The 22,643-nt window shown below is 69.4% G+C and carries 20 protein-coding genes; 17 read left to right on the plus strand and 3 right to left on the minus strand.

Annotation, left to right across the window (positions count from 1 at the left end; translation table 11 throughout):
- Positions 1-924 (minus strand): 5-dehydro-2-deoxygluconokinase, encoded by a 924-nt coding sequence (iolC, locus tag AB0C30_RS13680; RefSeq protein WP_357942997.1) that lies wholly within the window; start codon positions 922-924, stop codon positions 1-3.
- A 260-nt stretch (positions 925-1,184) separates the two neighbouring features.
- Between iolC and AB0C30_RS13685 the strand changes: the two genes are divergently transcribed.
- The 10 genes from AB0C30_RS13685 to AB0C30_RS13730 are packed head-to-tail and all read left to right on the plus strand — an operon-like array spanning position 1,185 to position 12,526.
- Positions 1,185-2,579: an extracellular solute-binding protein gene (locus AB0C30_RS13685; protein ID WP_357942999.1), complete on the plus strand. Its 1,395-nt coding sequence runs from the start codon at positions 1,185-1,187 to the stop codon at positions 2,577-2,579.
- Positions 2,554-3,480: a sugar ABC transporter permease gene (locus AB0C30_RS13690; RefSeq protein ID WP_357943001.1), complete on the plus strand. Its 927-nt coding sequence runs from the start codon at positions 2,554-2,556 to the stop codon at positions 3,478-3,480. Before AB0C30_RS13685 ends, AB0C30_RS13690 begins: the two co-directional genes overlap by 26 nt.
- Positions 3,477-4,295: a carbohydrate ABC transporter permease gene (locus AB0C30_RS13695; protein ID WP_357943003.1), complete on the plus strand. Its 819-nt coding sequence runs from the start codon at positions 3,477-3,479 to the stop codon at positions 4,293-4,295. Before AB0C30_RS13690 ends, AB0C30_RS13695 begins: the two co-directional genes overlap by 4 nt.
- Positions 4,295-5,365, plus strand: coding sequence for an ABC transporter ATP-binding protein (locus AB0C30_RS13700; RefSeq protein WP_357943005.1), 1,071 nt, complete (start codon positions 4,295-4,297; stop codon positions 5,363-5,365). The genes AB0C30_RS13695 and AB0C30_RS13700 overlap by 1 nt, the downstream gene beginning before the upstream one ends.
- Complete coding sequence (locus tag AB0C30_RS13705; RefSeq protein WP_357943007.1) at positions 5,362-6,546, plus strand: CehA/McbA family metallohydrolase; 1,185 nt, start codon at positions 5,362-5,364, stop codon at positions 6,544-6,546. Before AB0C30_RS13700 ends, AB0C30_RS13705 begins: the two co-directional genes overlap by 4 nt.
- Entirely contained in the window at positions 6,537-7,430 is an 894-nt protein-coding gene (locus AB0C30_RS13710) for a TIM barrel protein (protein ID WP_357943009.1), read from the plus strand. Before AB0C30_RS13705 ends, AB0C30_RS13710 begins: the two co-directional genes overlap by 10 nt.
- A 34-nt stretch (positions 7,431-7,464) precedes the next feature.
- On the plus strand, positions 7,465-8,556 hold the full coding sequence (locus AB0C30_RS13715) for a Gfo/Idh/MocA family oxidoreductase (RefSeq protein ID WP_357943011.1): 1,092 nt from the start codon (positions 7,465-7,467) through the stop codon (positions 8,554-8,556).
- Positions 8,553-11,342, plus strand: coding sequence for an alpha-mannosidase (locus AB0C30_RS13720; RefSeq protein WP_357943013.1), 2,790 nt, complete (start codon positions 8,553-8,555; stop codon positions 11,340-11,342). The genes AB0C30_RS13715 and AB0C30_RS13720 overlap by 4 nt, the downstream gene beginning before the upstream one ends.
- A gap of 49 nt (positions 11,343-11,391) precedes the next feature.
- A complete protein-coding gene (locus AB0C30_RS13725) occupies positions 11,392-12,237 on the plus strand; it encodes a hypothetical protein (RefSeq protein ID WP_357943015.1) in 846 nt (281 codons plus the stop codon).
- 34 nt (positions 12,238-12,271) lie between these two features.
- On the plus strand, positions 12,272-12,526 hold the full coding sequence (locus tag AB0C30_RS13730; protein ID WP_357943017.1) for a hypothetical protein: 255 nt from the start codon (positions 12,272-12,274) through the stop codon (positions 12,524-12,526).
- 54 nt (positions 12,527-12,580) lie between these two features.
- Here the strand turns inward: AB0C30_RS13730 and AB0C30_RS13735 are convergent, their stop codons facing one another.
- Complete coding sequence (locus tag AB0C30_RS13735; RefSeq protein WP_225290547.1) at positions 12,581-13,075, minus strand: Lrp/AsnC family transcriptional regulator; 495 nt, start codon at positions 13,073-13,075, stop codon at positions 12,581-12,583.
- Between the two features lie 265 nt (positions 13,076-13,340).
- Between AB0C30_RS13735 and AB0C30_RS13740 the strand changes: the two genes are divergently transcribed.
- The 7 genes from AB0C30_RS13740 to AB0C30_RS13770 all read left to right on the plus strand — a co-directional run bounded on the left by AB0C30_RS13740 (position 13,341) and on the right by AB0C30_RS13770 (position 21,106).
- The gene (locus AB0C30_RS13740; protein WP_357943019.1) at positions 13,341-14,774 is read left to right on the plus strand and encodes a gamma-aminobutyraldehyde dehydrogenase; all 1,434 of its coding nucleotides are present in this window, start codon (positions 13,341-13,343) and stop codon (positions 14,772-14,774) included.
- A 9-nt stretch (positions 14,775-14,783) separates the two neighbouring features.
- Positions 14,784-15,851, plus strand: a complete 1,068-nt coding sequence (locus tag AB0C30_RS13745) for an ABC transporter ATP-binding protein (protein WP_357943021.1) — start codon at positions 14,784-14,786, stop codon at positions 15,849-15,851.
- A 39-nt stretch (positions 15,852-15,890) separates the two neighbouring features.
- Positions 15,891-17,084, plus strand: a complete 1,194-nt coding sequence (locus AB0C30_RS13750; RefSeq protein WP_357943023.1) for a spermidine/putrescine ABC transporter substrate-binding protein — start codon at positions 15,891-15,893, stop codon at positions 17,082-17,084.
- 3 nt (positions 17,085-17,087) lie between these two features.
- The gene (locus tag AB0C30_RS13755) at positions 17,088-17,939 is read left to right on the plus strand and encodes an ABC transporter permease (RefSeq protein ID WP_357943024.1); all 852 of its coding nucleotides are present in this window, start codon (positions 17,088-17,090) and stop codon (positions 17,937-17,939) included.
- Positions 17,936-18,721: an ABC transporter permease gene (locus tag AB0C30_RS13760; protein ID WP_357943026.1), complete on the plus strand. Its 786-nt coding sequence runs from the start codon at positions 17,936-17,938 to the stop codon at positions 18,719-18,721. The genes AB0C30_RS13755 and AB0C30_RS13760 overlap by 4 nt, the downstream gene beginning before the upstream one ends.
- Before the next feature lie 35 nt (positions 18,722-18,756).
- A complete protein-coding gene (locus AB0C30_RS13765) occupies positions 18,757-20,151 on the plus strand; it encodes an FAD-dependent oxidoreductase (protein ID WP_357943028.1) in 1,395 nt (464 codons plus the stop codon).
- Between the two features lie 82 nt (positions 20,152-20,233).
- A complete protein-coding gene (locus tag AB0C30_RS13770) occupies positions 20,234-21,106 on the plus strand; it encodes an alpha/beta hydrolase (protein WP_357943030.1) in 873 nt (290 codons plus the stop codon).
- A gap of 3 nt (positions 21,107-21,109) precedes the next feature.
- On the opposite strand, the gene AB0C30_RS13775 is transcribed toward AB0C30_RS13770, so the two are convergent.
- The gene (locus tag AB0C30_RS13775) at positions 21,110-22,630 is read right to left on the minus strand and encodes an MFS transporter (protein WP_357943032.1); all 1,521 of its coding nucleotides are present in this window, start codon (positions 22,628-22,630) and stop codon (positions 21,110-21,112) included.
- Positions 22,631-22,643: the final 13 nt, after the last annotated feature.

The following is a 22,643-nucleotide window of genomic DNA, read 5'->3' on the forward strand; positions in this document are numbered from 1 at the left end:
TCATAGGAGTGCCTGCACCTCGTCAGTCGTGGGCATCGCGTCGGCGCAGGCCAGGCGGGCGGCCACGTAGGCGCCGGCGGCGTTGGCGAAGCGGATCGTCCGCTCCAGCGGCCAGCCGCTCAGCAGCCCCAGGCAGACGGCGCCGCCGAACGCGTCGCCCGCGCCGATGCCGTTGACCACGTCGACCTTGACCGGCTCCGCCACCACGTACTCGTCCCTGCTGCGGGCCAGCACCCCGTTGGGGCCCATCTTGACGATGGCGACGCGCATCCCGGCGTCGAGCAGCGCCTGCGCGGCCGCCACCGGGTCGCGGGTGCCCACCGCGTTCTCCACCTCGTCGAGGTTGCCGACGGCCACGTTCGCGTGCGGAAGGGCCTGGCGTACCGCCTCCTGGGAAGCCTCGGGCGACTCCCACAGCATGGGGCGGTGGTCCAGGTCGAAGACGGTCCAGCCGGATGTGCGCGCGGCCAGGGCGGCGGCGTGCGCGGCCCGGCTCGGCTCCTGGCTCAGGCCGGTGCCGGTGAACCAGAACAGCTTCGTGTCCCGGATGGCGGCCAGGTCCAGCGACTCGGCGGTCAATTGCAGGTCCGGCGGATGCTCGCCCCGGTAGAAGTAGAGCGGGAAGTCGTCCGGCGGGAAGATCTCGCAGAACGTGACGGGCGTCGGGGGGCCTTCGACGGTGGCCACGAAGGAGTCGTCCACGCCGAAACCGCGGATCGCCTGCCGTACGTACTCCCCGAAGGGGTCGGCGCCGACCGCGGTGATCACGGCGGCGCGCAGCCCGTGGCGCGCGGCCGCGACCGCGACGTTTGTCGGGCTCCCGCCGAGGAACTTACCGAAGGTGTCGACGTGGGCCAGGCCCACGCCGGTCTGCAGCGGATAGACGTCGACCCCGGAGCGGCCGATCGTGATCAGGTCGTACAACGCACCTCCAGTGACGGAGCCTTCGTGCCTACTATGGCATATTGTCATGACATTCGGATGTCCGCTATGCCGGGCTTTTTTCCCTGACCGAAACCCCCGATAGGTGGATCGTCTAGGGTCGGACCTCTCGCCGAGACCTCCTCGTGACAAAGATGCAGCATGCGGACACACTCCTGAAATATCGGCAGGCCTTTACGTCATCTGGATGTCATGACATATTGGCCGGGTTCCTGGCTTTAAGGACATGTCGGAGGGTTTGCATGGGATTGCGGAAAAGGTCGGTAGGCGCGGTCGCGGTCCTCGCCGTGTCCGCGCTGGGGCTCGCCGCGTGCGGCCAGTCGTCCGGCGGCGACTCCGGTGGCACGATCGAGTTAACGATCGCCCAGAACGCCATCGCGGGCGGCAAGAACGCGGCGGCGGCCGATTTCCTCGCCAACTGGGTCGCCCCCAAGTTCGAGGCGGCCGAGAAGGCGAAAGGGAAGGACGTCAAGGTCAAGTTCGTCCCCAGCGGTGTCGACGACGAGCAGTACAAGACCAAGCTCTCCCTCGACCTGAAGTCAGGCAAGGGCGCGGACGTGATCGACCTCGACGGCATCTGGGCCGGTGAGTTCGCCGAGGCGGGCTACATCAAGCCGCTGTCCGACGTGGTGGGGGCGAGCGCCGACAGCTGGGACGGCTGGCAGCAGATCCCCGAGTCGGTCCAGGGACTGGCCACCTTCAACGGCAAGAAGTACGCCCTGCCCGTCGGCACGGACGGCCGGGTGCTCTACTTCAACAAGACGCTCTTCCAGAAGGCCGGGCTGCCCGCCGACTGGCAGCCGAAGAGCTGGCAGGAGATCCTCGACGCGGGCGCCAAGCTGAAGACGGCGGGCGTACCGGTGCCGATCCAGATCAACGCCGGCACCGCGATGGGCGAGGCCACCTCGATGCAGGGCGTGCTCCCGCTGCTGGCGGGCGCGGGCGGCGAGGTGCAGAAGGACGGCAAGTGGACCGGCGCGTCCCAGCCGCTCAAGGACGCGCTCGGCCTCTACCAGAAGATCTACGGCGGCAGCGGCCTCGGTGACCCCAAGCTCCAGCAGGAGGCCAAGGGCCGCGACAAGTCCTTCCAGCAGTTCGCCGGCGGCAAGATCGGCATCCTGATGGAGGGCGACTACTTCTGGCGCGGCGTCGTCAACCCCAAGGACGGCGTGGCCAAGATGGCCGACCGTGACCAGACCGTCGGCTACGCCCTGATCCCCGCCATGGAGCCCGGCAAGGGACTGCGGGGCCAGGACTTCGTCAGCATGTCGGGCGGCGCGCTGCGGACCGTCAACCCCAACAGCAAGCATCCGAAGGAGGCCTTCGACCTGCTGGCCTTCACGCTCTCGCCGGAGGGGCTGAAGGAGGAGACCAAGAACGGCAACGTGCGCATCACCCCGCGCACCGACGTCAACAAGGAGATCCTCGCCGGGGAGCCGCTGCTGACGTTCATCTCGGAGAAGGTGCTGCCGCTGACGGCCTACCGGCCGCCGGTCGCCGTCTATCCCCAGGTGTCGGCCGCACTCCAGGAGGCCACGGCCGCCGTCGTCGGGGGCACGGCACCCGACCAGGCCGCCGCGGACTACCAGAAGAAGCTCGAAGGAATCGTCGGTGGCGCAGGCAATATCGCCTCCTGAAGCTCTCGAGGACGCACCGGCCCGTCGCTACAGCTCGGACGCGGCGGGCCTGGGCAGGCTGAGAGCGGGCGCGTTCGTGGCGCCCGCGCTGGCGCTGATCGCGGTGTTCCTGGTCTTCCCCGCGCTCTGGGTCCTCTACCTCGGCCTCACCAACTACCGCCTCACGGGCACCGCCGCCGCCGAGCCTCAGCTCGTCGGCCTGGACAACTTCGTCAAGGCGGTCTCCGACCCCGCGTTCTGGAACTCGACCTGGCTGACCGTCCAGTTCGTGCTCGGCTCGGCCGTCATCGGCCAGGTCGTGCTCGGGTTCACGATCGCCTGGCTGATGCGCGATCGCACCGGACCGCTCAAACGGACCGTCGAGGGCCTGGTCATCCTGGCCTGGATTCTGCCCAGCGCGGTGGTCTCGTTCCTGTGGGTGGCGCTGCTCGACCGCGACGGCGGCACGCTCCAAGCGCTGCTGCACGTCCCGGGATTCGCGCCGCTGCTCGACCACCCGATGCTGTCGATCGTCATCTTCAACACCTGGCGCGGCGCCGCCTTCTCGATGATGTTGTACGGCGCCGCGCTCGGGAACGTGCCGCCCTCGCACCTGGAGAGCGCCCGCCTGGCCGGGGCCTCCGGCTGGCAGCAGTTACGTGACGTGGTGTTCCCCCACATCAGGGGACATATCCTGACGAACCTCCTGCTGATCAGCCTGTGGACGTTCAACGACTTCACCCCGTTCATGCTCACCGCGGGCGGGCCCGATGGTCAGACCGAGGTGCTGGCGGTCCACGTCTACAAGGTCGCGCTGCAGGGCAGCGAGCTGGGCTACGGCGCGGCCGTCTCCACGGTCATCCTGCTGATCAACCTGGTCGTGGCGGTGTTCTACCTGCGCCTGCTCAGGAGAAAGAAATGACGCGGTTCGTGCTGGGCCGGATCGGCTTCTACACGCTGATCGCGGTGCTGCTGGCCTTCTTCACCATCCCCTTGCTGTGGCTGGCCGCCGCGCCGTTCACCTCGGACCCCACCTACGAGGTCCGGGTGCCCGACTTCACGCTGGACAACTTCACGGCGATCCTGGAGCATCCGTACGCGCTGCCGTCGCTCCTGAACTCGCTGGTGCTGGCGGTCGGCACGGCCCTGCTCGTGGTGGTCTTCGCGGCGCTGGCCGCGTACGCGCTGAGCCGGGTGCGGCTGCCGGGCCGCGACGCGCTGCTCTACGCGCTGCTGCTGCTGTCCTCGATCATCACCGGCACGGCCGCGATGGTGCCGCTGTTCCAGCTGGCCGTCGAGCTGAACCTGATCGATTCGCAGTTCGGGGTGATCCTCATCCTGACCGGCGGCCTGCTGCCCGCGGCGATCTTCATGCTCAAGGACTTCATGGACTCCACGCCGAAGTCCTACGAGGAGTCGGCGCGCGTCTTCGGGGCCTCGCCGCTGCAGATCGTCCGCCACGTGGTCGTCCCCCTGGTACGGCCGGGGCTGGCGACGATCGCGGTGTGGGCCGTGGCGAACGTGTGGGGCAACTTCCTGATGCCGTACCTGCTGCTCAGCGATGTCGAGAAGCAGCCCGCGGCGGTCATCATGTACACGCTCTACACCGAGGGCGGCCAGGCCAACCTCACCCTGCTGTCCACGTTCGGCCTGCTCTATTCGGTCCCCGTGGTGCTCATGTACCTGTTCGTCAGCAAGAAGTATGGCTTCCGCTTCCACGGAGGGATCAAGCGCTGATGGCCGCAATCGAACTGCGAGCCCTGACCAAGGTCTACCCCGGGGGAGTCAAAGCGCTCGACTCGCTCGACCTGGCCATCCCCGACGGCGAGTTCTTCGCCCTGCTCGGCCCGTCCGGCTGCGGCAAGACCACGCTGCTGCGCACGATCGCCGGGCTGGAGACCGCCACGGGCGGCGCCGTCGTCATCGGTGACCGCGACGTCACCGGCGTCCAGCCGGGCGGCCGGGACATCGCGATGGTCTTCCAGGACTACGCGTTGTTCCCGCACATGGACGTCACCGACAACATCGCCTACCCGTTGCGCATCAAGAAGGTCGGCAAGGCCGCCCGGCAGCGCAAGGCCGAGGAGGTCGGCGCCAGGCTGGGCCTGGACCAGCTCATGGACCGGCGCCCCGGCCAGCTGTCCGGCGGCCAGCAGCAGCGGGTCGCGCTGGCCCGCGTCATGGCGACGCAGGCGCAGGCGTTCCTGTTCGACGAGCCGCTGTCGAACCTCGACGCCCGGCTCCGCCTGGAGGCCCGTACGTTCCTGAAGAAACTCCAGCGCGAGCTCGGCGTCACCACCGTCTTCGTCACCCACGACCAGGCCGAGGCTTTGGCCATGGCCGACCGGATGGCCGTCATGGAGTCCGGGCACATCCGTCAGATCGGCACGCCGGCCGAGGTGTTCCAGCGGCCCGCCAACACCTTCGTCGCCGCCTTCATCGGCTCGACGCCGATGAACCTGCTCGACGGGACCGTCCGCGGTGACAGGCTGGAGGTGGCCGGATGCAAGGTGCCGGTCCCCGTCTCGGCCGAGGGCCTGCTCACCGACGGCGAGCGGGTCGTGTACGGCGTGCGGCCCGAGTACAACACCTACTCGGCCGAGCCCGCCGAGGGCTCGCTGGGGGGAAAGGTGGTCATCGTGGAGAACCTGGGGGCGTCCCACCTGGTGACGCTGGAGGTCGGCGCGGTGCTCGTGCAGGCGGTCGTGCCCGAGGGCGGCGAGCCGTCCATCGGCGCCGACGGCTTCGCCACGCCGCGCCGCGATCGGGCCCTGGTCTACCGGGACGGCGAGCTGGTGTCGGCATGACCATGATCCGCGGCCATTGGAGCCTGGACGACCGGCTGGAGCGGATCCTGCGCGAGGTGCCCTTCGAGGTGCCGGCCGGCACCGCCGCGCTGACCGTACGGCTGAGCTTCGACCGGTCACAGGGCGTGCTCGACCTCGGCTGCGGCTCGCCGGACGGGTTCCGCGGCTGGTCGGGCGGCGCGCGCGACGAGTACACGATCACCGCCGACTGGGCGACTCCCGGCTACCTGCCCGGCGAGCCGGCGCCGGGGACGTGGCAGGTGTGGCTGCGGCTGCACCGGGTGCCGCCGCAGGGCCTCGACTACACGCTGGAGATCCACACCGAGGCCGCCGCGCCCCCACGGCCGGTGATCGAGGAGCCGCCCCACGGGGACCGGCCGCCGCGCCGCGACCTGCCCGGCGTCGACGGTCTGCGCTGGTTCGCGGGCGACTTCCACTCCCACACCGTCCACAGCGACGGCGTGCTGACCGTCCCCGAGCTGGCCGAGCTGGCCAAGGGCCGTGGCCTCGACTTCCTGGTCGTCACCGACCACAACACCGTCAGCCACCACCCCTGGCTCGGCGACGATCGAGGCATCGCCCTGCTGCCCGGCCAGGAGGTGACCACGGATCGGGGGCACGCCAACGTGTTCGGCGACGTGGGCTGGGTGGACTTCCGGCAGCCCGCCGACTCCTGGGTCCGGCACGCCGCGCGCGAGGGCGGGCTGATGTCGATCAACCACCCGCTCGGCGGCGACTGCGCCTGGCTCCAGCCGCTGAGCGAGCGGCCGCGGATCGCCGAGGTATGGCACTCCGGTTGGTGGGATCGGCGCTGGGGCGCGCCCCTGGCCTGGGCCGACGCCTGGGGACCCGACCTGGTCGCGATCGGCGCCAGCGACTTCCACCGCGTCGGCGACGACGGCCTGCCGGGCGCGCCGACCACCTGGGTCCTGGCCGAGGACACCAGCACGATCTTCGATGCCGTCGCCGCGGGCCGTACCGCGATCTCCGCGGGCCCCGGCGAGCCGCTGCTGCTCAGGCTGGGCGACGAGCTGCTCGCGCTCGGCGCCGACGGCCTCGTCCTGGTGCGCCCCGGCGGTGATCGCCAGGTAATCCGCGGCGAGCGGGTACTGGTCTCCGCGGGAGAGGGACGGCACCGCCTGGAAACGTACGAGAACGAGGTGATCGCCATATGCGCGTGACACGAGTCGCCAACGCCCCCGTGAGCTTCGGCGTGTTCGAACTGGCCGACGCGCCGCCCCCGCTGAGCGCCGACCAGATGGTCCGTGCGCTCGCCGACGCCGGGTACGCGGGCATCGACCTGGGGCCCATCGGCTATCTCGGCACCGGCGCCGACCTGGTGGAACGCCTCGACGGGCTGCTGCTCGCCGGCGGCTGGGCCGACCTGCGCTACAGCGACGCCGTGGAGTTCGAGAAGGGACTGGCCGCGCTGGACGCGACGCTCGACGTGTTCGCCGCCGCGCCGGCCGCCCCCGAGCACCTGGCGCCCCGGCCCACGCTCGGCTGCTCGGGCTCGCCGGCGAGGTTCGCCAGGCCCGGTGGGAACGCTCCGGGGTTGGCCGCCGCCGACTGGCCCGGCTACGCCTCCCGCGTCCAGATCGCGGCCGACCGCTGCCGCGAACGCGGCTTCGAGCCCGCCTTCCACCACCACCTCGGCACCTACGTCGAGACGCCCGAGGACGTCGAGCGGCTGCTGGAGCTGACCGACGTACAGCTCTGCCTGGACACCGGCCACCTGCTGCTGGCCGGCGGCGACCCGGTGACCGCCCTGCGCGACTGGTCGGACCGGGTCGGCCACGTGCACGTCAAGGACGGCGACACCGCGATACTCGGCCAGGCCCTCGCCGACGGCGTGGACCTGCGCGAGCTCATGGGCCGGGGCGGCTTCGCGCCGCTGGGAGAGGGCGAGCTGGACCTGCCGGGCGTCGTCCGCGCGCTCGACGAGATCGGCTACCAGGGCTGGATCATCATCGAGCAGGACACCCTGCCGGGCCGCCGGTCGGTTGAGCGGAACATCGCCGATCAAGCCGCCAACCGCGAGAAGCTGAGAGAACTGGGACTGTGACCCCCAGGCTGACCCCACGCTGGAGGATCGGGTTTTGAAGATCGCGCTTGTCGGGTGCGGCGCCGTCACGCAGGCGGTGTACGTGCCGCTGCTGTCGAGGCGCCGCGACCTGTTCGAGGTGACCGCCGTCTGTGACCTGTCGCGGGCCCTCGCCGACGTCGTCGGTGACCGGCTGGGGGCGTCCGGGCGCTTCACGGCCGTGGAGAGCATGCTGGATGAGGGCGGGTTCGACGCCGTGCTCATCCTCGCCTCCGGCTCCCATGGCGAGCCGGTACGCCGGGCGCTGGCCGCGGGCTACGCCGTGCTCTGCGAGAAGCCGCTCGCGCTGACCAGGGCCGAGGTCGAGGCGCTGCCCGAGGGGCGGCTGATGGTCGGCTACATGAAGCAGTACGACCCGGCCGTGCGCCGGGCCGAGGCGCTGCTGGCCGAGCTGGGCGGTCCGGCCGCGATCCGGTCGGTCGAGGTGACCGTGCTGCATCCGAGCGCCGAGTCCCAGCTGGCCTTCGCGAGCCTGACGCCGGCCCGCGACGTCGACCCCGCGCTGCTGGCCTCGCTGCGCGCGGCGGAGCACTCGCTGGTCTCCTCGGCGCTGGGGGAGTCGGCTCCCGACTCGGTCCGGGCCCTCTACGGGGTAGCCCTCGGATCGATATGCCACGATTTGTCACTCCTGAGGCGATTTAGCGGGTCGCCAGCGGAAATTTCGGCTGTTGAGACGTGGGGGCCGGGTCCCGGGTCCGTCGAGATCTCCGGAACGCTGCCGGTCAGCGGACGGTTCTCGATCCGGTGGCACTACCTGGAGGACTACCCGGCCTACCGGGAGACCGTGGTCATCCACCACGACAAGGGCTCGCTGGAGCTGGTCTTCCCCTCTCCGTACCTGATGAACGCGCCCACGACGCTGACCGTGGTCTCGGGTGACGGCTCGGGCGGCGAGAGCCGGACCGAGTGGCGTGATGTGACCGAGGCGTTCGAGGTGCAGCTGGCCGCCTTCCACGCCTACGTCACCGAGGACGAGCCGCCGCTCACCGCCGCGGCCGGCGGGCTGGCCGACATCGTCACGGCCCAGAGCATCGCCGCGCGCTATGCCGTACAGCATGACCTGCCTATCGGAGGGGAAGCCGCGTGAGCGCCGAAATCGTCGTCGTCCCGCACACGCACTGGGACAGGGAGTGGTACGAGCCCTTCCAGCGCTTCCGGCTGCGGCTGGTGGCGCTGCTCGACGAGGTGCTCGACACGATGGAGCGCGAGCCCGACTACCACTTCACCCTCGACGGGCAGCTGGCCTGCGTGGACGACTACCTGGAGGTCCGGCCGGAGAACCGCGACCGCATCGCCGCGCTGGTCGAGTCCGGGCGGCTGGCGGTCGGGCCGTGGCAGATCCTGCTCGACGAGTTCCTGTGCTCGGGCGAGAACATCGTGCGCAACCTCGAACTCGGCATGAACCGGGCCGACAAGCTCGGCGGGGCCATGCCGGTGGGGTACCTGCCCGACATGTTCGGGCACACGGCGCAGATGCCGCAGATCCTGCGGCGGGCCGGGCTGCTGCACGCCTGCGTCTACCGGGGTGTGCCGTCGTCGGTGGTGACCGACGCCTTCGCCTGGGTCGCGCCGGACGGCTCGGCGCTGCGGACCCAGTACCTTCCGGCCGGCGGCTACGGCAACGGGGCGCACCTCTTCGAGGATCCGGCGCGTCTGCCGGAGCGGGCCGCCGAGTTCACCGAGCGGATGCGGGAGTGGCACGGGCCCGAGGGGGCGCTGCTGGCGATGTATGGCACCGACCATTCGGCCCCCGTGCGCGGGTTGCCCGGCATGGTGGCGGACATCGGCGCCCGCATGGACACCTTGTCCGGATATATCGGCGCTTATTCGGGTTCTGTGGACGGGCTGCCCCGAGTCTCCGGCGAGCTGCGCTCCCACGCCCGCGCGAACATCCTGCCCGGCGTCATCTCCGTACGCGCCCACGTCAAGCAGGCCATGGGCCGGGCCGAGCGGATGGTCGAACGCTACGCCGAGCCGCTGGCCACCCTCTGGGGCGGCGACTGGCCCGGCCGCTTCCTCGACATGGCGTGGTGGCGGCTGGTGGACGCCAGCGGGCACGACTCGGTGACCGGCTGCGGCGTCGACGACACGGCCCAGCAGGTCGCCGCGCGCATCGCCGAGGCCGAGCACCTCGGGCAGGCCGTACGCGACATGGTCACCGCCCGGCTGTCGGCCGCCGTCCCGTCGGACGGGGTGCTCGTCGTCAACCCGACGCCCGCCACGCGACGCGGCGTCGTACTGGTGGACGTGGCGGGCCTGGACCCCCTGGTGGACCCGACCGGAGCACGGGTGCCCGCGCAGCCCCTGGAGTACGCGCCCACGCTGCTGCTGGACGCCGAGATGGACCCGGCCACGGCGCTGACGTTCATCCACGGCACGGAGCTGTACGGCCAGCACATCACCGGCTGGTCGGTGGACGACGGCACGCTGACGTTCACGGTGGCGCGGGAGTCGGCGACGGCCTTCAACGTGGCGCAACTGCGCGGGGCGCTCGACGGGGTGACCCGGGTACGCATCGTCGCCGAGGCCCGCCGTACGGTCGCCGCACTCGTCGATACGCCACCTCTGGGACACACCAGCATCCGACCGGCATCCCACGACAACTTGCGCGACACGGCGTCCGGCGGCTCCCAGGAGGCGTCGGGTGGCTCTCCGGCGGCATCCGGTGGCGAGCGTTTGGCGTCCGGTGGTGAGGGTTCGACGCCCGGGGCCTCCACCGCGATGATCGCGCCAGTCACCGGGGTGCGGGCCGAGGAGCGGGCGCTCGACAACGGGCTGCTGCGCGTCGAGGTGGCGGCGGACGGGACGCTGGCGCTGACCGGCGCCGACGGGACCACCCTCACGGGCGCCGGCCGCGTCGTCGACGGCGGCGACGTGGGCGACACCTACAACTACGCGCCCCCGGCCGACGACCGGATCGTGTCGGACCCGGTGTCGGTCGAGCTCACGCTGGTCTGCTCGGGCCCGCTGGTGGCCGCCTTCGACGTCCGCCGTACCTACCGCTGGCCCGCCGCCGGTCAGGGCATCGAGGGCACTCCCGAGATCCCGGCCGCCGCCAGGAGCGAGGCGACCGAGGAGATCGTCGTCGACACGCGGGTCGAACTGCGGGCCGGAGAGCCGTACGTCAGACTGCACGTCTCGTTCGACAACCGCTGCTCCGACCACCGGGTACGCCTGCACGTACCGCTGCCCACACGGGCGGCGGCCTCGCACGCGGAGGGCCAGTTCGCGGTCGTCACCCGCGGCCTGTCCTCGGAGGGCGGCTGCGGCGAGGAGCCGCTGCCCACGTTCCCGGCCTCCGGGTGGGTGGCCGCCGGTGGTGTCGCGGCGCTGCTGGAGCACGTCACCGAGTACGAACTGGTGGAGGACGGGGCGGAGCTGGCCCTCACCTTGCTGCGCTCGGTCGGCTACCTCTCCCGCAACCTGCACGTCATGCGCCCGGAGCCCGCCGGTCCCCAGCTGCCGACCCCGGCCGCCCAGTCGCGCGGCCTGCGCTCGGTCAGTCTCGCGCTCATGCCGTACGGCGGGTCGTGGGCGGCGGTGCCACCGGCGGCCGAGACGTTCCGGCACGACCTCCTCGTGGTGCCGGGCACCGGCGACCCGTCGCTCGCCCTGCCCCCGGCGGCTTCCGGCCTGTCGGTGACGGGCGACGGCGTGGTCATGACCTCGCTCAGGGTCCGCGACGGCCGACATGAACTCCGCGTCGTGGCGTACTCGGAAACCCCCACGAACGCGATCATCTCCGGCACGTTCACTCAGGCCCGCCACGCCGACCTCCGCGGCCGCCCAGGCGACCCGCTCCCCGTCTCCTCTGGCACGATCCACCTTCCCTTGCGCCCTTGGGAGATCGCCACCGTCCAACTTGGAAACTGAGAGTATTTTCATGACTACGTAGAGTAATATCTCGGCCATGATCACCCCATTGCACGAGGGGCTGGTCGGGATCACTACTCTCGACCCCGAACTTACGGCGCGGATGCTGCGCGAGCTGTTCGCCCTCCCGATACCCGACGAGTCCAAGGGCGCCCAGGTGTCCTGCGACTTGTCGGAATGCGTACCGGCCGTCTACCGGGCGGACGCGGCGCTGCTGTACAGCGATGACGCCAAGAGCAAGCTGGGCGTCATCGCCGAGGTACAACTGGAGCAGGACAAGACGAAGCGCTTGTCCTGGCTCGCCTACATCGCCAACCTCCGCGCCCGCGACAACTGTCCCGTCTGTCTGGTCGTCATCTGCCCGAAGCGAAGCACCGCCGAGTGGGCGTCGCTTCCCATCGAAACCGGCCATCCCGGCCTGACTCTCACCCCGTTGGTGATCGGGCCCGACAACACCCCGGTCATCACGGATGTGGCCGAAGCCGTCGGCAACATCGGGCTGGCGGCCATCTCGGCGATCACGCAGAGCAGCCATCCGCAGATAGCGACCATCCTCGCCACCCTCACGAAGGCTTTGGACAGCCTCGATCCGCAGGTGGCCCGACGCTACGCTGAATATGTCACCGTGGCGCTGAAAGGCAACGCACACAAGGAAATGGAGCGACTCATGGCCACAGAGACCTACCTCTACCAAGGGGAGTACGCCCAGAGCCTGCTCGCCAAGGGGCGTGTCGAGGGCGATATCGAATCCCTGCTCATGGTGCTCGAGACTCGAGGGATGACGTTGTCCGACGGCGACCGTGAGCGCATCACGACCTGTGGCGACATCGCACGCCTCCAGCTGTGGCTCAAGCGGGCGGTTCTGGTCTCCACGGTGGAGGAAGTCTTTGCCTGAGAACTCTCTCTACTAGGAGGCGTGCGCCCAGAGTTTGATCGCCGAGGGATACGCCGAGGCGATCGCCCAGGGGTATCCCGAGGGGATGGCCAAGAGGTACGCCAGGAGATACGCCGAGGGCGTGACCAAGGGGATGGTCAAGGGGCTCCTCAGGGTGCTCGCGGCCTGCGAGATCGTGTTGTCCGACAGCGACCGCGAGCACATCACGACCTGCGATGACGCCGCACAGCTCGAGCTGTGGCTGAAGCGGGCGGCTCTGGTCTCCACGGCGGAGGAACTCTTCGCCTGACCCGCAGCCGAACGATGACTTGAGGCGGGCGTACACACCCCGCCTCCAGTCAGCTCAGCGCGTCCCCCACGAGTAAGTCTGCTTGCGCAACTTCAAATACACGAACGACTCGGTGGCCCGCACCGCCGGGATGGCCCGGATCTTGCTGAGGATCTCCAGCAGGTGCCCATCCCCCTCACACACCACCTCGACGATCACGTCGAACGACCCGGCCGTCAGCACGACATAGTCGATCTCGTCGATCGCCGCCAGTTCGTCCGCGACCGACTCCAGGTCGCCCTCGCAGTTGACCCCGATCATCGCCTGCCGTGGGAAGCCGAGCGTCAGGGGGTCCGTCACCGCGACGATCTGCATCACCCCGGCCTCCTGCAGGCGCTGCACCCGCTGCCGGACCGCCGCCTCCGACAGGCCCACGGCCTTGCCGATCGCCGCGTACGGCATGCGCCCGTCGCTCTGCAGTTGTTCGATGATCTGCTTGGAGAGATCGTCGAGCACGAACGGCCCAGAGGGCGCGTCACTGTTGCGTCGTACGCGGGGCGGCGTGGACATTGCGAGGATCCTCCTAGCGGTCCGGCGTTGCGGGCGCATTCCCGCGGTGTTGCCGTCCTGGTGCGACATGGTGTCAGTTCTGATCGCTCTGTCAAGCGAATTCGTAGCAATTTGGTATATTCGCCACGAAATCCCTTGTCGTGAGGCGTGTGCTCTGTAAGAGTCTCGGCATCTCAGCCACCTCACCAGGAGGTCACATGACCGAGCTTGTCGAGGTCATCCATAGGCACAGCACCTTGGTCAGGCGACCGACGAAGGAGAGCGCATGACGACCCGTCTGCAGAACTTCATCAACGGTGAGTATGTGGACGCCAAGAGCGGCCGATTCTCCGATGTCATCGACCCCTGCACGGGCGAGGCCTATCTGCAGGCCCCGATCTCGGGCAGCGAGGACGTCGACACCGCCTACGCCGCCGCGGCTGCCGCGTTCGAGTCATGGGGCCGGACCACCCCGGGCGAGCGGGCCAACCTGCTGCTCAAGGTGGCCGACGCCATCGACGCCCGCGCCGACGAGATCAACGAGGCGGAGTGCCTGAACACCGGCAAGCCGCGGGCGCGCATGGCCGAGGACGAGACCCCGGTCGCATCCGATCACTTCCGCTTCTTCGCCGGCGCCGCCCGTACGCTGGAAGGCCCCACTGCGGGCGAGTTCCTCGCCGAGCACACCAGCGTGATCAGGCACGAGCCGATCGGCGTGATCGGGCAGGTCACGCCGTGGAACTACCCGATGATGATGGCGGTCTGGAAGATCGCCCCGGCGCTGGCCGCCGGCAACACGATCGTGCTCAAGCCGTCCGACACCACCCCGGCCTCCACGCTCAAGCTGGCCGAGATCCTCGGCGAGGTGCTGCCCGCCGGCGTCTTCAACGTGGTCACAGGTGACCGGGAGACCGGCGCGCTCGTCGTGGGCCATCCGACCGCGGCCATGGTCGCCATCACCGGCTCCGTCGGCGCCGGCATGTCGGTGGCCAAGACCGCCGCCGACGACCTCAAGCGGGTGCACCTGGAGCTCGGCGGCAAGGCGCCCGTCGTGGTCTTCGAGGACGTCAAGGACCTGCGCAAGGCCGCCGGCGACATCGCCACCGCGGGCCTGTACAACGCGGGCCAGGACTGTACGGCCGCGTGCCGCGTACTGGTCCACGAGAGCGTGCACGACGAGTTCGTCGCCGCGCTGACCGAGGCCGCCGCCGGCACCGTGACCGGTGACCTGTCCAACGACGAGGCGCTGTACGGCCCCCTCAACAACGAGAACCAGCTGGCCAGGGTGCAGGGCTTCATCGAGCGCGTCCCGGCGCACGCCAAGGTGCTCACCGGTGGTCACCGCGTCGGCGAGAAGGGGTACTTCTTCGCCCCCACGATCGTCGACGGGCTCAAGCAGGACGACGAGATGGTGCAGAACGAGGTGTTCGGCCCGGTCATCACCGTCCAGACCTTCTCCGACGAGGCCGACGCGCTGACCAAGGCTAACGACGTCAGGTACGGCCTGAGCGGCTCCGTCTGGACCTCCGACCACGGCCGCGCCATGCGCATGTCCAACAGGCTCGACTTCGGCGTGGTCTGGGTGAACACGCACATCCCGTTCGTGTCGGAGATGCCGCACGGCGGCTTCAAGCACTCGGGCTACGGCAAGGATCTCTCGGTGTTCGGTCTGCATGACTACACCCGGGTCAAGCACGTCATGCACTACATCGGCGACTAAGGACTGTGCATGGCCGAGTTGAACGCGATCGAACTGGATGACGTCGTCAAGGAGTACCTCTCGCACGGCGAGGTCGTCCAGGCCGTGAAGGGCATAACGCTGGGCATCGCCGAGGGGGAGTTCTTCTCGCTCCTTGGCCCGTCCGGGTGCGGCAAGACCACGACCATGCGGATGGTCGCGGGGTTCGAGGACCCCTCGCGTGGCGTGGTCAGGCTGCACGGCAAGGACGTGACGGATGTCCCGCCGAACAAGCGTGACGTGAACATGGTTTTCCAGTCCTACGCGCTGTTCCCGCACATGAGCGTGTGGGACAACGTGGCGTTCGGGCTCAAGCAGCGCAAGGTGCCGCAGCAGGAGATCAGGCAGCGCGTCGGCGAGATCTTGGAGATCGTCGATCTCACCGGCCGGGAGAAGCGCCGGCCGCGCGAGATGTCCGGCGGCCAGCAGCAGCGGGTGGCGCTGGCCCGCGCCCTGGTCAACAAGCCGCGGGCGCTCCTGCTCGACGAGCCGCTCGGCGCGCTCGACCTCAAGCTCCGCCAGGCCATGCAGATCGAGCTCAAGCGCATCCAGCGCGAGGTCGGCATCACGTTCGTGTACGTGACGCACGACCAGGGCGAGGCGCTCACCATGAGCGACCGGATCGCGGTCATGAACGACGGCCTGGTCGAGCAGCTGGCCGGGCCGCGCGAGATCTACGAGCGGCCCGCGACGGCGTTCGTGGCCGGGTTCATCGGCACCTCCAACCTGCTGGCGGGCACGGCGGCCGGCGGCGTGCTGACCGTCGGCGGCGGCCGGGTGCTGGTGCCCGAGCGGAACGGTCAGGTCACCGTGACCGTCCGGCCGGAGAAGATCACCATCTCGACGGAGCAGCCCGACGGCGACGTCAGCGCCGTGCCCGGCACCGTGGCCGAGGTGGTCTACCTGGGGACCTACAACAGTTACGCCGTGAGCCTCGCCGACGGGGCCGAGATCACGGTGTTCCAGCAGAACGCGCTCGACTCGACGACCACCGCGGAGCGGGGCGATCCCGTCTGGCTGTCGTGGAGGGCGCAGCACTCTTATGCGATCGGAAGTTGATTCATGGACCCCTCGATCAACCCAGCCCTCCTGAGGGGCATGACCCAAGCCCGTACCCGTCGAGACGCCTTCAGGATCGCCGGTCTGTCCGCCGCCGGGCTCGCCCTGGCTGCCTGCGGCGTGCAGGGCAAGAAGGCGGCGCCGCCCAAGGCCGACGCCGTCAAGGAGTTCTGGGCCAAGCAGACCAAGCACGGCCGGGTGGTCTTCGCCAACTGGCCCGAGTACATGCCCGAGGACCAGGCGCCGCTGAAGAAGTTCCAGCAGGCCACCGGCATCTCGTACGAGTACAAGGAGGTCATCCAGGAGAACGCCGAGTTCTTCGGCAAGGCCGACCCCGTGCTCAGGGCGGGCCAGTCGCTCGGCTTCGACATCGTCGTGATGACCAACGGCGTCCAGCTCCAGCACATGATCGACCTGGGCTACGTCACGGCGCTCGACCACTCGCAGATGCCGAACTTCCTGGCCAACGTCGGTGACAAGTACAAGGATCGCGCCTACGACCCCGGCAACGTCTACACGATGCCGTACACGTCGGGTGTGACGGGGATCGCCTACAACACCAAGTACGTCAAGGACGAGCCCAAGAGCATCGAGGCGCTCTTCGATCCGAAGTACAAGGGCCGGGTCGGCATGATGAGCGACGCGCAGGAGATCGCCAACTTCGGCATGTTCGCCCTGGGCCTGGACCCGGAGAAGTCGACCGAGGCCGACTGGCAGAAGGCCGGGGCGAAGCTCAAGGCCCAACGCGACGCCGGAATTGTCCGGAAATATTACGACCAGAGCTATATCGATGCCGTGTCCAAGGGCGACGTCTGGATCAGCATGGCCTGGTCGGGCGACGTCTTCCAGCGGCAGCTCGCCGGTGAGCCGGTCAAGTTCGTCGTGCCCGAGGAGGGCGGCACGATCTGGACCGACAACATGCTCATCCCCAAGAACGCCGCCAACCCGCTCGACGCGCTCATCCTCATGGACTACCTCTACCAGCCGGCCGTCGCCGCCGAACTGGATGAGTTCATCCAGTACGTCACGCCGGTGCCGGCCGTACAGGATCTGCTGCGCGAGAAGGCCGGGAAGGCGACGGGCGAGGCGAAGAAGTCGCTGGAGGACATGGTCGACAGCCCGCTGATGTTCCCGTCGGAGGCTGACTACGCCAAGCTGCGCACGTACACCAAGTTGAGCACCAAGCAGGAGCAGGTGTTCAACCCGATCTTCCAGTCGATCACGCAGGCGTAGCCGATGAGGCGGCTCACCCCCTATCTGCTGGCGCTGCCGAGCTGGATGTGGCTGGGAATCTTCCTGGTCGTGCCGATGGCCGCGATGGCGTCGGTGTCGTTGCAGACGGGCAACGCGATCGACGGCTTCGCCATGACGTTCAGCTTCTCCAACTACACCGACGCGCTCAGCCGCTACAGCCCGCAGCTCCTGCGCTCTCTCCTGTACGGCGGGCTCGCCACGGTGGCGATGCTGGTCATCGGCTATCCCGTGGCGTACTGGATCGCCTTCAAGGGCGGCGCGCGCAAGTCGATGTACCTGTTCCTGCTGCTGCTGCCGTTCTTCGTGTCGTTCGTGCTGCGGACGATCTCGTGGGGCTTCCTGCTGGCCGACGACGGCGTCCTGTTCGGCCCGCTGAAGAGCTGGGGCGTGCTGCCCGTCGGCTTCCACGTGCTGGCCACGACGTTCGCGGTGGTGGGCGGGCTGACCTACAACTTCCTGCCGTTCATGATCCTGCCGATCTACGTGGCGCTGGAGCGGGTCGATCCGCGGGTCATCGAGGCGGCCTACGACCTGTACGCCTCGCGCACGGCGGCCTTCCGCCGGGTGGTGCTGCCGCTGTCGCTGCCGGGGGTGTTCGCCGGGGTGCTGATGACGTTCGTGCCCGCCACGGCGGACCCGGTCAACGCGCAGATCCTCGGCGGCACGTCCAACACGATGATCGGCAACATCATCCAGACCGAGTATCTGACGAACCTCGACTACCCGACGGCCTCGGCACTGTCGTTCACGCTGATGGCCGTGCTGCTTGTGGGCATCTTCATCTACGCCAAAGCGCTCGGCACCGAGAACGTCCTAGAGGCGGCGGCGCGATGAGGGGCCGCGGGCTCGGGGACCGGCTGCTGCACGTCTACACCTGGCTGATCATCGTCTGGCTGTCGTCGCCGATCGCGGTGATGATCCTGTTCGGGTTCAACGACAAGAAGAGCAAGTCGAACACCACCTGGCAGGGCTTCACCCTCAAGTGGTACGGCCAGCTCTTCGACATCTCCGACCTGACCGTCGCGCTGCGCAACTCGCTGGTGATCGCCCTGGTCAGCACGCTCATCACGGTCGTGATCGGCACCATGCTGGGACTGGCCATCGGCCGATACCGCTTCCGGGGCCAGGGGGTGACGAACTTCCTGGTGTTCGCCGCGATCTCGACGCCCGAGCTGGTCATGGGGGCGTCGCTGCTGTCGCTGTTCGTCTCGGGCAACGTGCCGCGCGACGCGAACACGATCATCGTCTCGCACGTGCTGTTCTCGCTGTCGTTCGTCGTCGTCACCGTACGGGCCAGGGTGATCGTGCTGGATCCGGCGCTGGAGGAGGCGGCCAAGGATCTCGGGGCGACCAGCTGGGGGACCTTCCGGCAGGTGACGCTGCCGTCGATCCTGCCGGGCGTGCTGGCCGGGGCGATGCTGTCGTTCGCGCTGTCGATCGACGACTACGTGGTGACCAGCTTCGTGAACGGCTCCACCGTCACCTTCCCGCTGTGGATCGTCGGGTCCGTCAAGACCGGCATCCCGCCGCAGGTCAACGTCATGGGTACGCTGATCTTCGGCGTCGGGGTACTGATCGCCATCGCCACCTCGGTCACGGCTCGCCGTCGTGCCTGAAAATTCCTGACTGACACTGTGGGGAAGTGGAATGTGTGGATCCGCTGAAGGCGCTTGCTGACGCGGAGCGCAAGCCGTACTGGCTGGACAATCCGGCCAGACCGGAGCCGCGACCGCGGCTCTTCGGAGACACCAGCGCCGACCTCGTCGTGGTCGGCGGCGGCTTCACCGGGCTGTGGACCGCCCTGCTGGCCAAGGAACGCGACCCTGACCAGGACGTCGTCCTGCTCGAAGGCCGCAGGATCGGCTGGGCGGCCTCCGGCCGCAACGGCGGCTTCTGCATGGCGACCCTCACCCACGGCCTGCCCAACGGCCTCGAACGCTGGCCCGACGAGATCGACCGGCTCGAACGCCTCGGCGTGGCCAATCTCGACGAGATCGAGCGGACGCTGGAGCGCTACGGCATCGACTGCTCCTTCGAGCGCACCGGCGAGCTGAACGTCGCCACCGAGCCATGGCAGCTCGACGCGCTCAACGAGCACCTCGATCTCGTCTCCGAGCTCGGCCTCGACTACGTGCCACTCGACCAGGACCAGGTCCGGGCCGAGGTGAACTCGCCCACCTACCTGGGCGGGCTCTGGGACCGCAGCGGCTGCGCCATGCTCGACCCCGCCCGGCTGGCCTGGGGGCTGCGCGAGGCCTGCGTGTCGCTCGGCGTCCGGGTCTATGAGCGCAGCCCGGTCCGCTCGCTGGTCGACGACGGCGTCACGATCAGCCTGCGCACCCCGCACGGCGTCGCCACCGGCCGCCGCGTCGCGCTCGGCACCGGCGTGTTCCCGCCGCTGCTGCGGCGGCTCAAGCACTTCGTGGTGCCGGTGTACGACTACGCGCTCATGACCGAGCCGCTGACCGAGGCGCAGCTCGCCGAGGTGGGCTGGCGCAACCGGCAGGGCGTCGGTGACGGGGCCAACCAGTTCCACTACTACCGGCTGACCGACGACAACCGTGTCCTGTGGGGCGGCTACGACGCCGTCTACTACAACGGCGGCCTGGTCAAGCCGGAGTACGACCAGCGCGACGAGACGTTCGTCAAGCTCGCCGGGCACTTCGCCACCACGTTCCCGCAGCTCGCCGACGTGCGCTTCACGCACCGCTGGGGCGGCGTGATCGACACCTGCAGCCGGTTCAGCGCCTTCTACGGCCAGGCGCACGCCGGCCGGCTGGCCTACGCCGTCGGCTACACCGGCATGGGCGTCGGCGCCACCCGCTTCGGCGCGAACGTGATGCTCGACCTGCTCTCGGGCGAGCGTACCGAGCGGACCGACCTGCGGATGGTACGCGAGAAGCCGATCCCGTTCCCGCCGGAGCCGGTGCGGTCCGGGGTGATCCAGTTCACCCGGTGGTCGATCGCGCAGGCCGACCAGCACGAGGGCAGGCGCAATTTCTGGCTGCGCGCACTCGACCGGATGGGCCTCGGCTTCGACTCATAACCAGCCGAAGACTCATGACCCGGTCCAAGGCTCATAACCCGCCAAAGACCGATAGTCCATCAGAAGGCGAGATCATGGACATATGAGGGTTGAGTTCACCGCTGACGGGATCGTGCTGGCCGGGGACCTGCGGGTGCCCGAGGGAGCGGGCCCGTGGCCGGGTCTGGTGTTCACCGGACCCTTCACCGGGGTGCGTGACCAGGTCACCGGGCGCTACGCGGAGCGGCTGACCGCGCGGGGCTATGCGACGCTGGCCTTCGACCACCGCAACTGGGGCGAGTCCGGCGGAGAGCCGCGCCGCCACGAGGACCCGCAGGGCAAGCTGGGCGACCTGCGGGCCGCGGTGTCGCTGCTGCGGGCGCGACCCGAGGTGGACGCGGCGCGGATCGGCGCGGTCGGCATCTGCCTGGGCGGGGGATACGCGCTGCGGTTCGCCGCCTTCGATCCCCGGGTGAAGGTCTTCGCCGGGATCGCCGGGGCGTACAACAACCCCTACGCGATGCGCTCGGGCATGGACTACCAGGCGGCCCTGACCTCGTTCACCGAGGTGCTGGAGCGTCAGGACCTCGGCGGGCCGGTGGAATACCTGCCCGCCGTGGCGCAGGAGGGCGAGGCGGCCATGCCCGGCGACGAGCCGTACGCCTACTACGGTGGCGCGCGCGGCGCGTCGGCGACCTGGGCGAACGAGGTCACCCGGGCCAGTGTCCGCGAGCTGATCACCATGGACAACGTGATGGGCGCCGACTTCCTGTCGCCCAAACCGGCGCTGATCGTGCACGGCGTGGTGGACCGGTTCTGCTCGCCGGAGGGCGCGGAGGAGGCGTTCCGGCGGCTCGACCAGCCCAAGAAGCTCGTCTGGGTCGACGCCAAGCAGCACATCGACCTCTACGACCAGGAGCCGTACGTCACTCTGGCCGTCGACGCGACAGCGGACTTCCTGCGCGAGCACCTGTGAACGTCAGACTCTGGCCGTCTCGGACACGGTCTCGGGAATGACCTTGGGCACGCCGCGCAGCCCCACCAGCGCGAGCACCGCCACCACGGCCAGCATCGCCGCGGTGGCCAGCGCCGTGACCTGGACGGCCTCGACGTAGGCGACCCGGGCCGCCTCGATGAGCTGCCCGGCCTGGGCCGCGGGCAGCGTCTGGGCCGTGTGCAGCGCGCCCGCGATCGACTCCCTGGCGGCCTCGTCCGGCACTCCGGCGGGCAGGCGCAGGCCGGCGCTGTAGGAGCTGTTCAGCAGGGTGCCCAGGATGGCGATGCCCAGCGCCCCGCCCAGCTCGAACGCCGTCTCCGACACCGCGGCCGCCGCCCCGGCCCGCTCCTTGGGCGCGGTGGCCAGCACGTTGTCGTGGTTGACGGTGAAGGCGAACCCGATCCCGATCCCGCTGAGGAACTGCGGAGCGAGTATGGCGAGCAGGCTCGTGTCGAGCCCGAACGTGCTGTAGCAGAGGAACGCGCCCGCGGCCAGCGCCAGGCCGAGCGCCACGACGCCGTTCCTACCCAGGAGCCCGATGACCCGGCCCGCCAGCATGCCGCTGATCGCGCCGCTGAGCCCGCCCGGCAGGCTCGCCAGCCCGGCCTGAAGCGGCGTCCAGCCGAGCACGAGCTGGAAGTACCAGGCGGACATCAGCGACATGGCGGTCATCGTGAAGATCGCCAGTAGGTTGGTGCCGATCGACGCGCTGAAGGCCCGGTTCCTGAACAGCCGCACGTCGATCAGCGGCTCCGCCAGCCTGGTCTGGCGCCACCCGAACAGCCCCAGGCACGCCACGCCCAGCACGGCCGCCACCGGCACGCCGACGTTCCCGAACCCCTGGTGGGCCGCCTCCTTGATCGCGTAGATGGCCGTCACGATGCCGACGAAGGAGAGTGCCACGCTCGGCAGGTCGACGCGGCCGGCGTCGGGGTTGCGTGACTCCGGCAGTACGAGAACGCCGCCGACCAGCACCAGCGCCATGATCGGCACGTTGATCAGGAAGACCGAGCCCCACCAGAAATGGTCGAGCAGCAGCCCGCCGATGACCGGCCCCACGGCGAACCCGGCGGCGCTCATCCCACTCCAGAGGCCGACGGCGGCGGTCCGCTCTCCGGGATCGGTGAAGACGTTCCGGAGGATCGACAGCGTCGACGGCATGATCGTCGCCCCGGCCACGCCGAGCAGCGCCCTGGCCGCGATGAGCAGCTCCGGATTGGGGGCGTAGGCGGTCACCGCCGAGGCGACCCCGAACGCGGCGGCGCCGATGAGCAGCAGGCGCTTGCGGCCGACGCGGTCGCCGAGATTGCCCATGGTGACGAGCAGCCCCGCGAGCGCGAAGCCGTATATGTCGCCGATCCACAGGAGCTGCGTGGCGTTCGCGCCGAGGTCGCCGACCAGCCTGGGCAGGGCCAGGTGCAGGACTGTCATATCGAGCGAGAGGAGGAGGCTGGCCAGGCACGCGACGGCCAGACAGGACCATTTGCTGTTGATGGTGCGCATGCGGACCACCATG

The organism is Nonomuraea sp. NPDC048901, assembly GCF_040649695.1.
In the GTDB taxonomy this organism is placed as follows: domain Bacteria; phylum Actinomycetota; class Actinomycetes; order Streptosporangiales; family Streptosporangiaceae; genus Nonomuraea.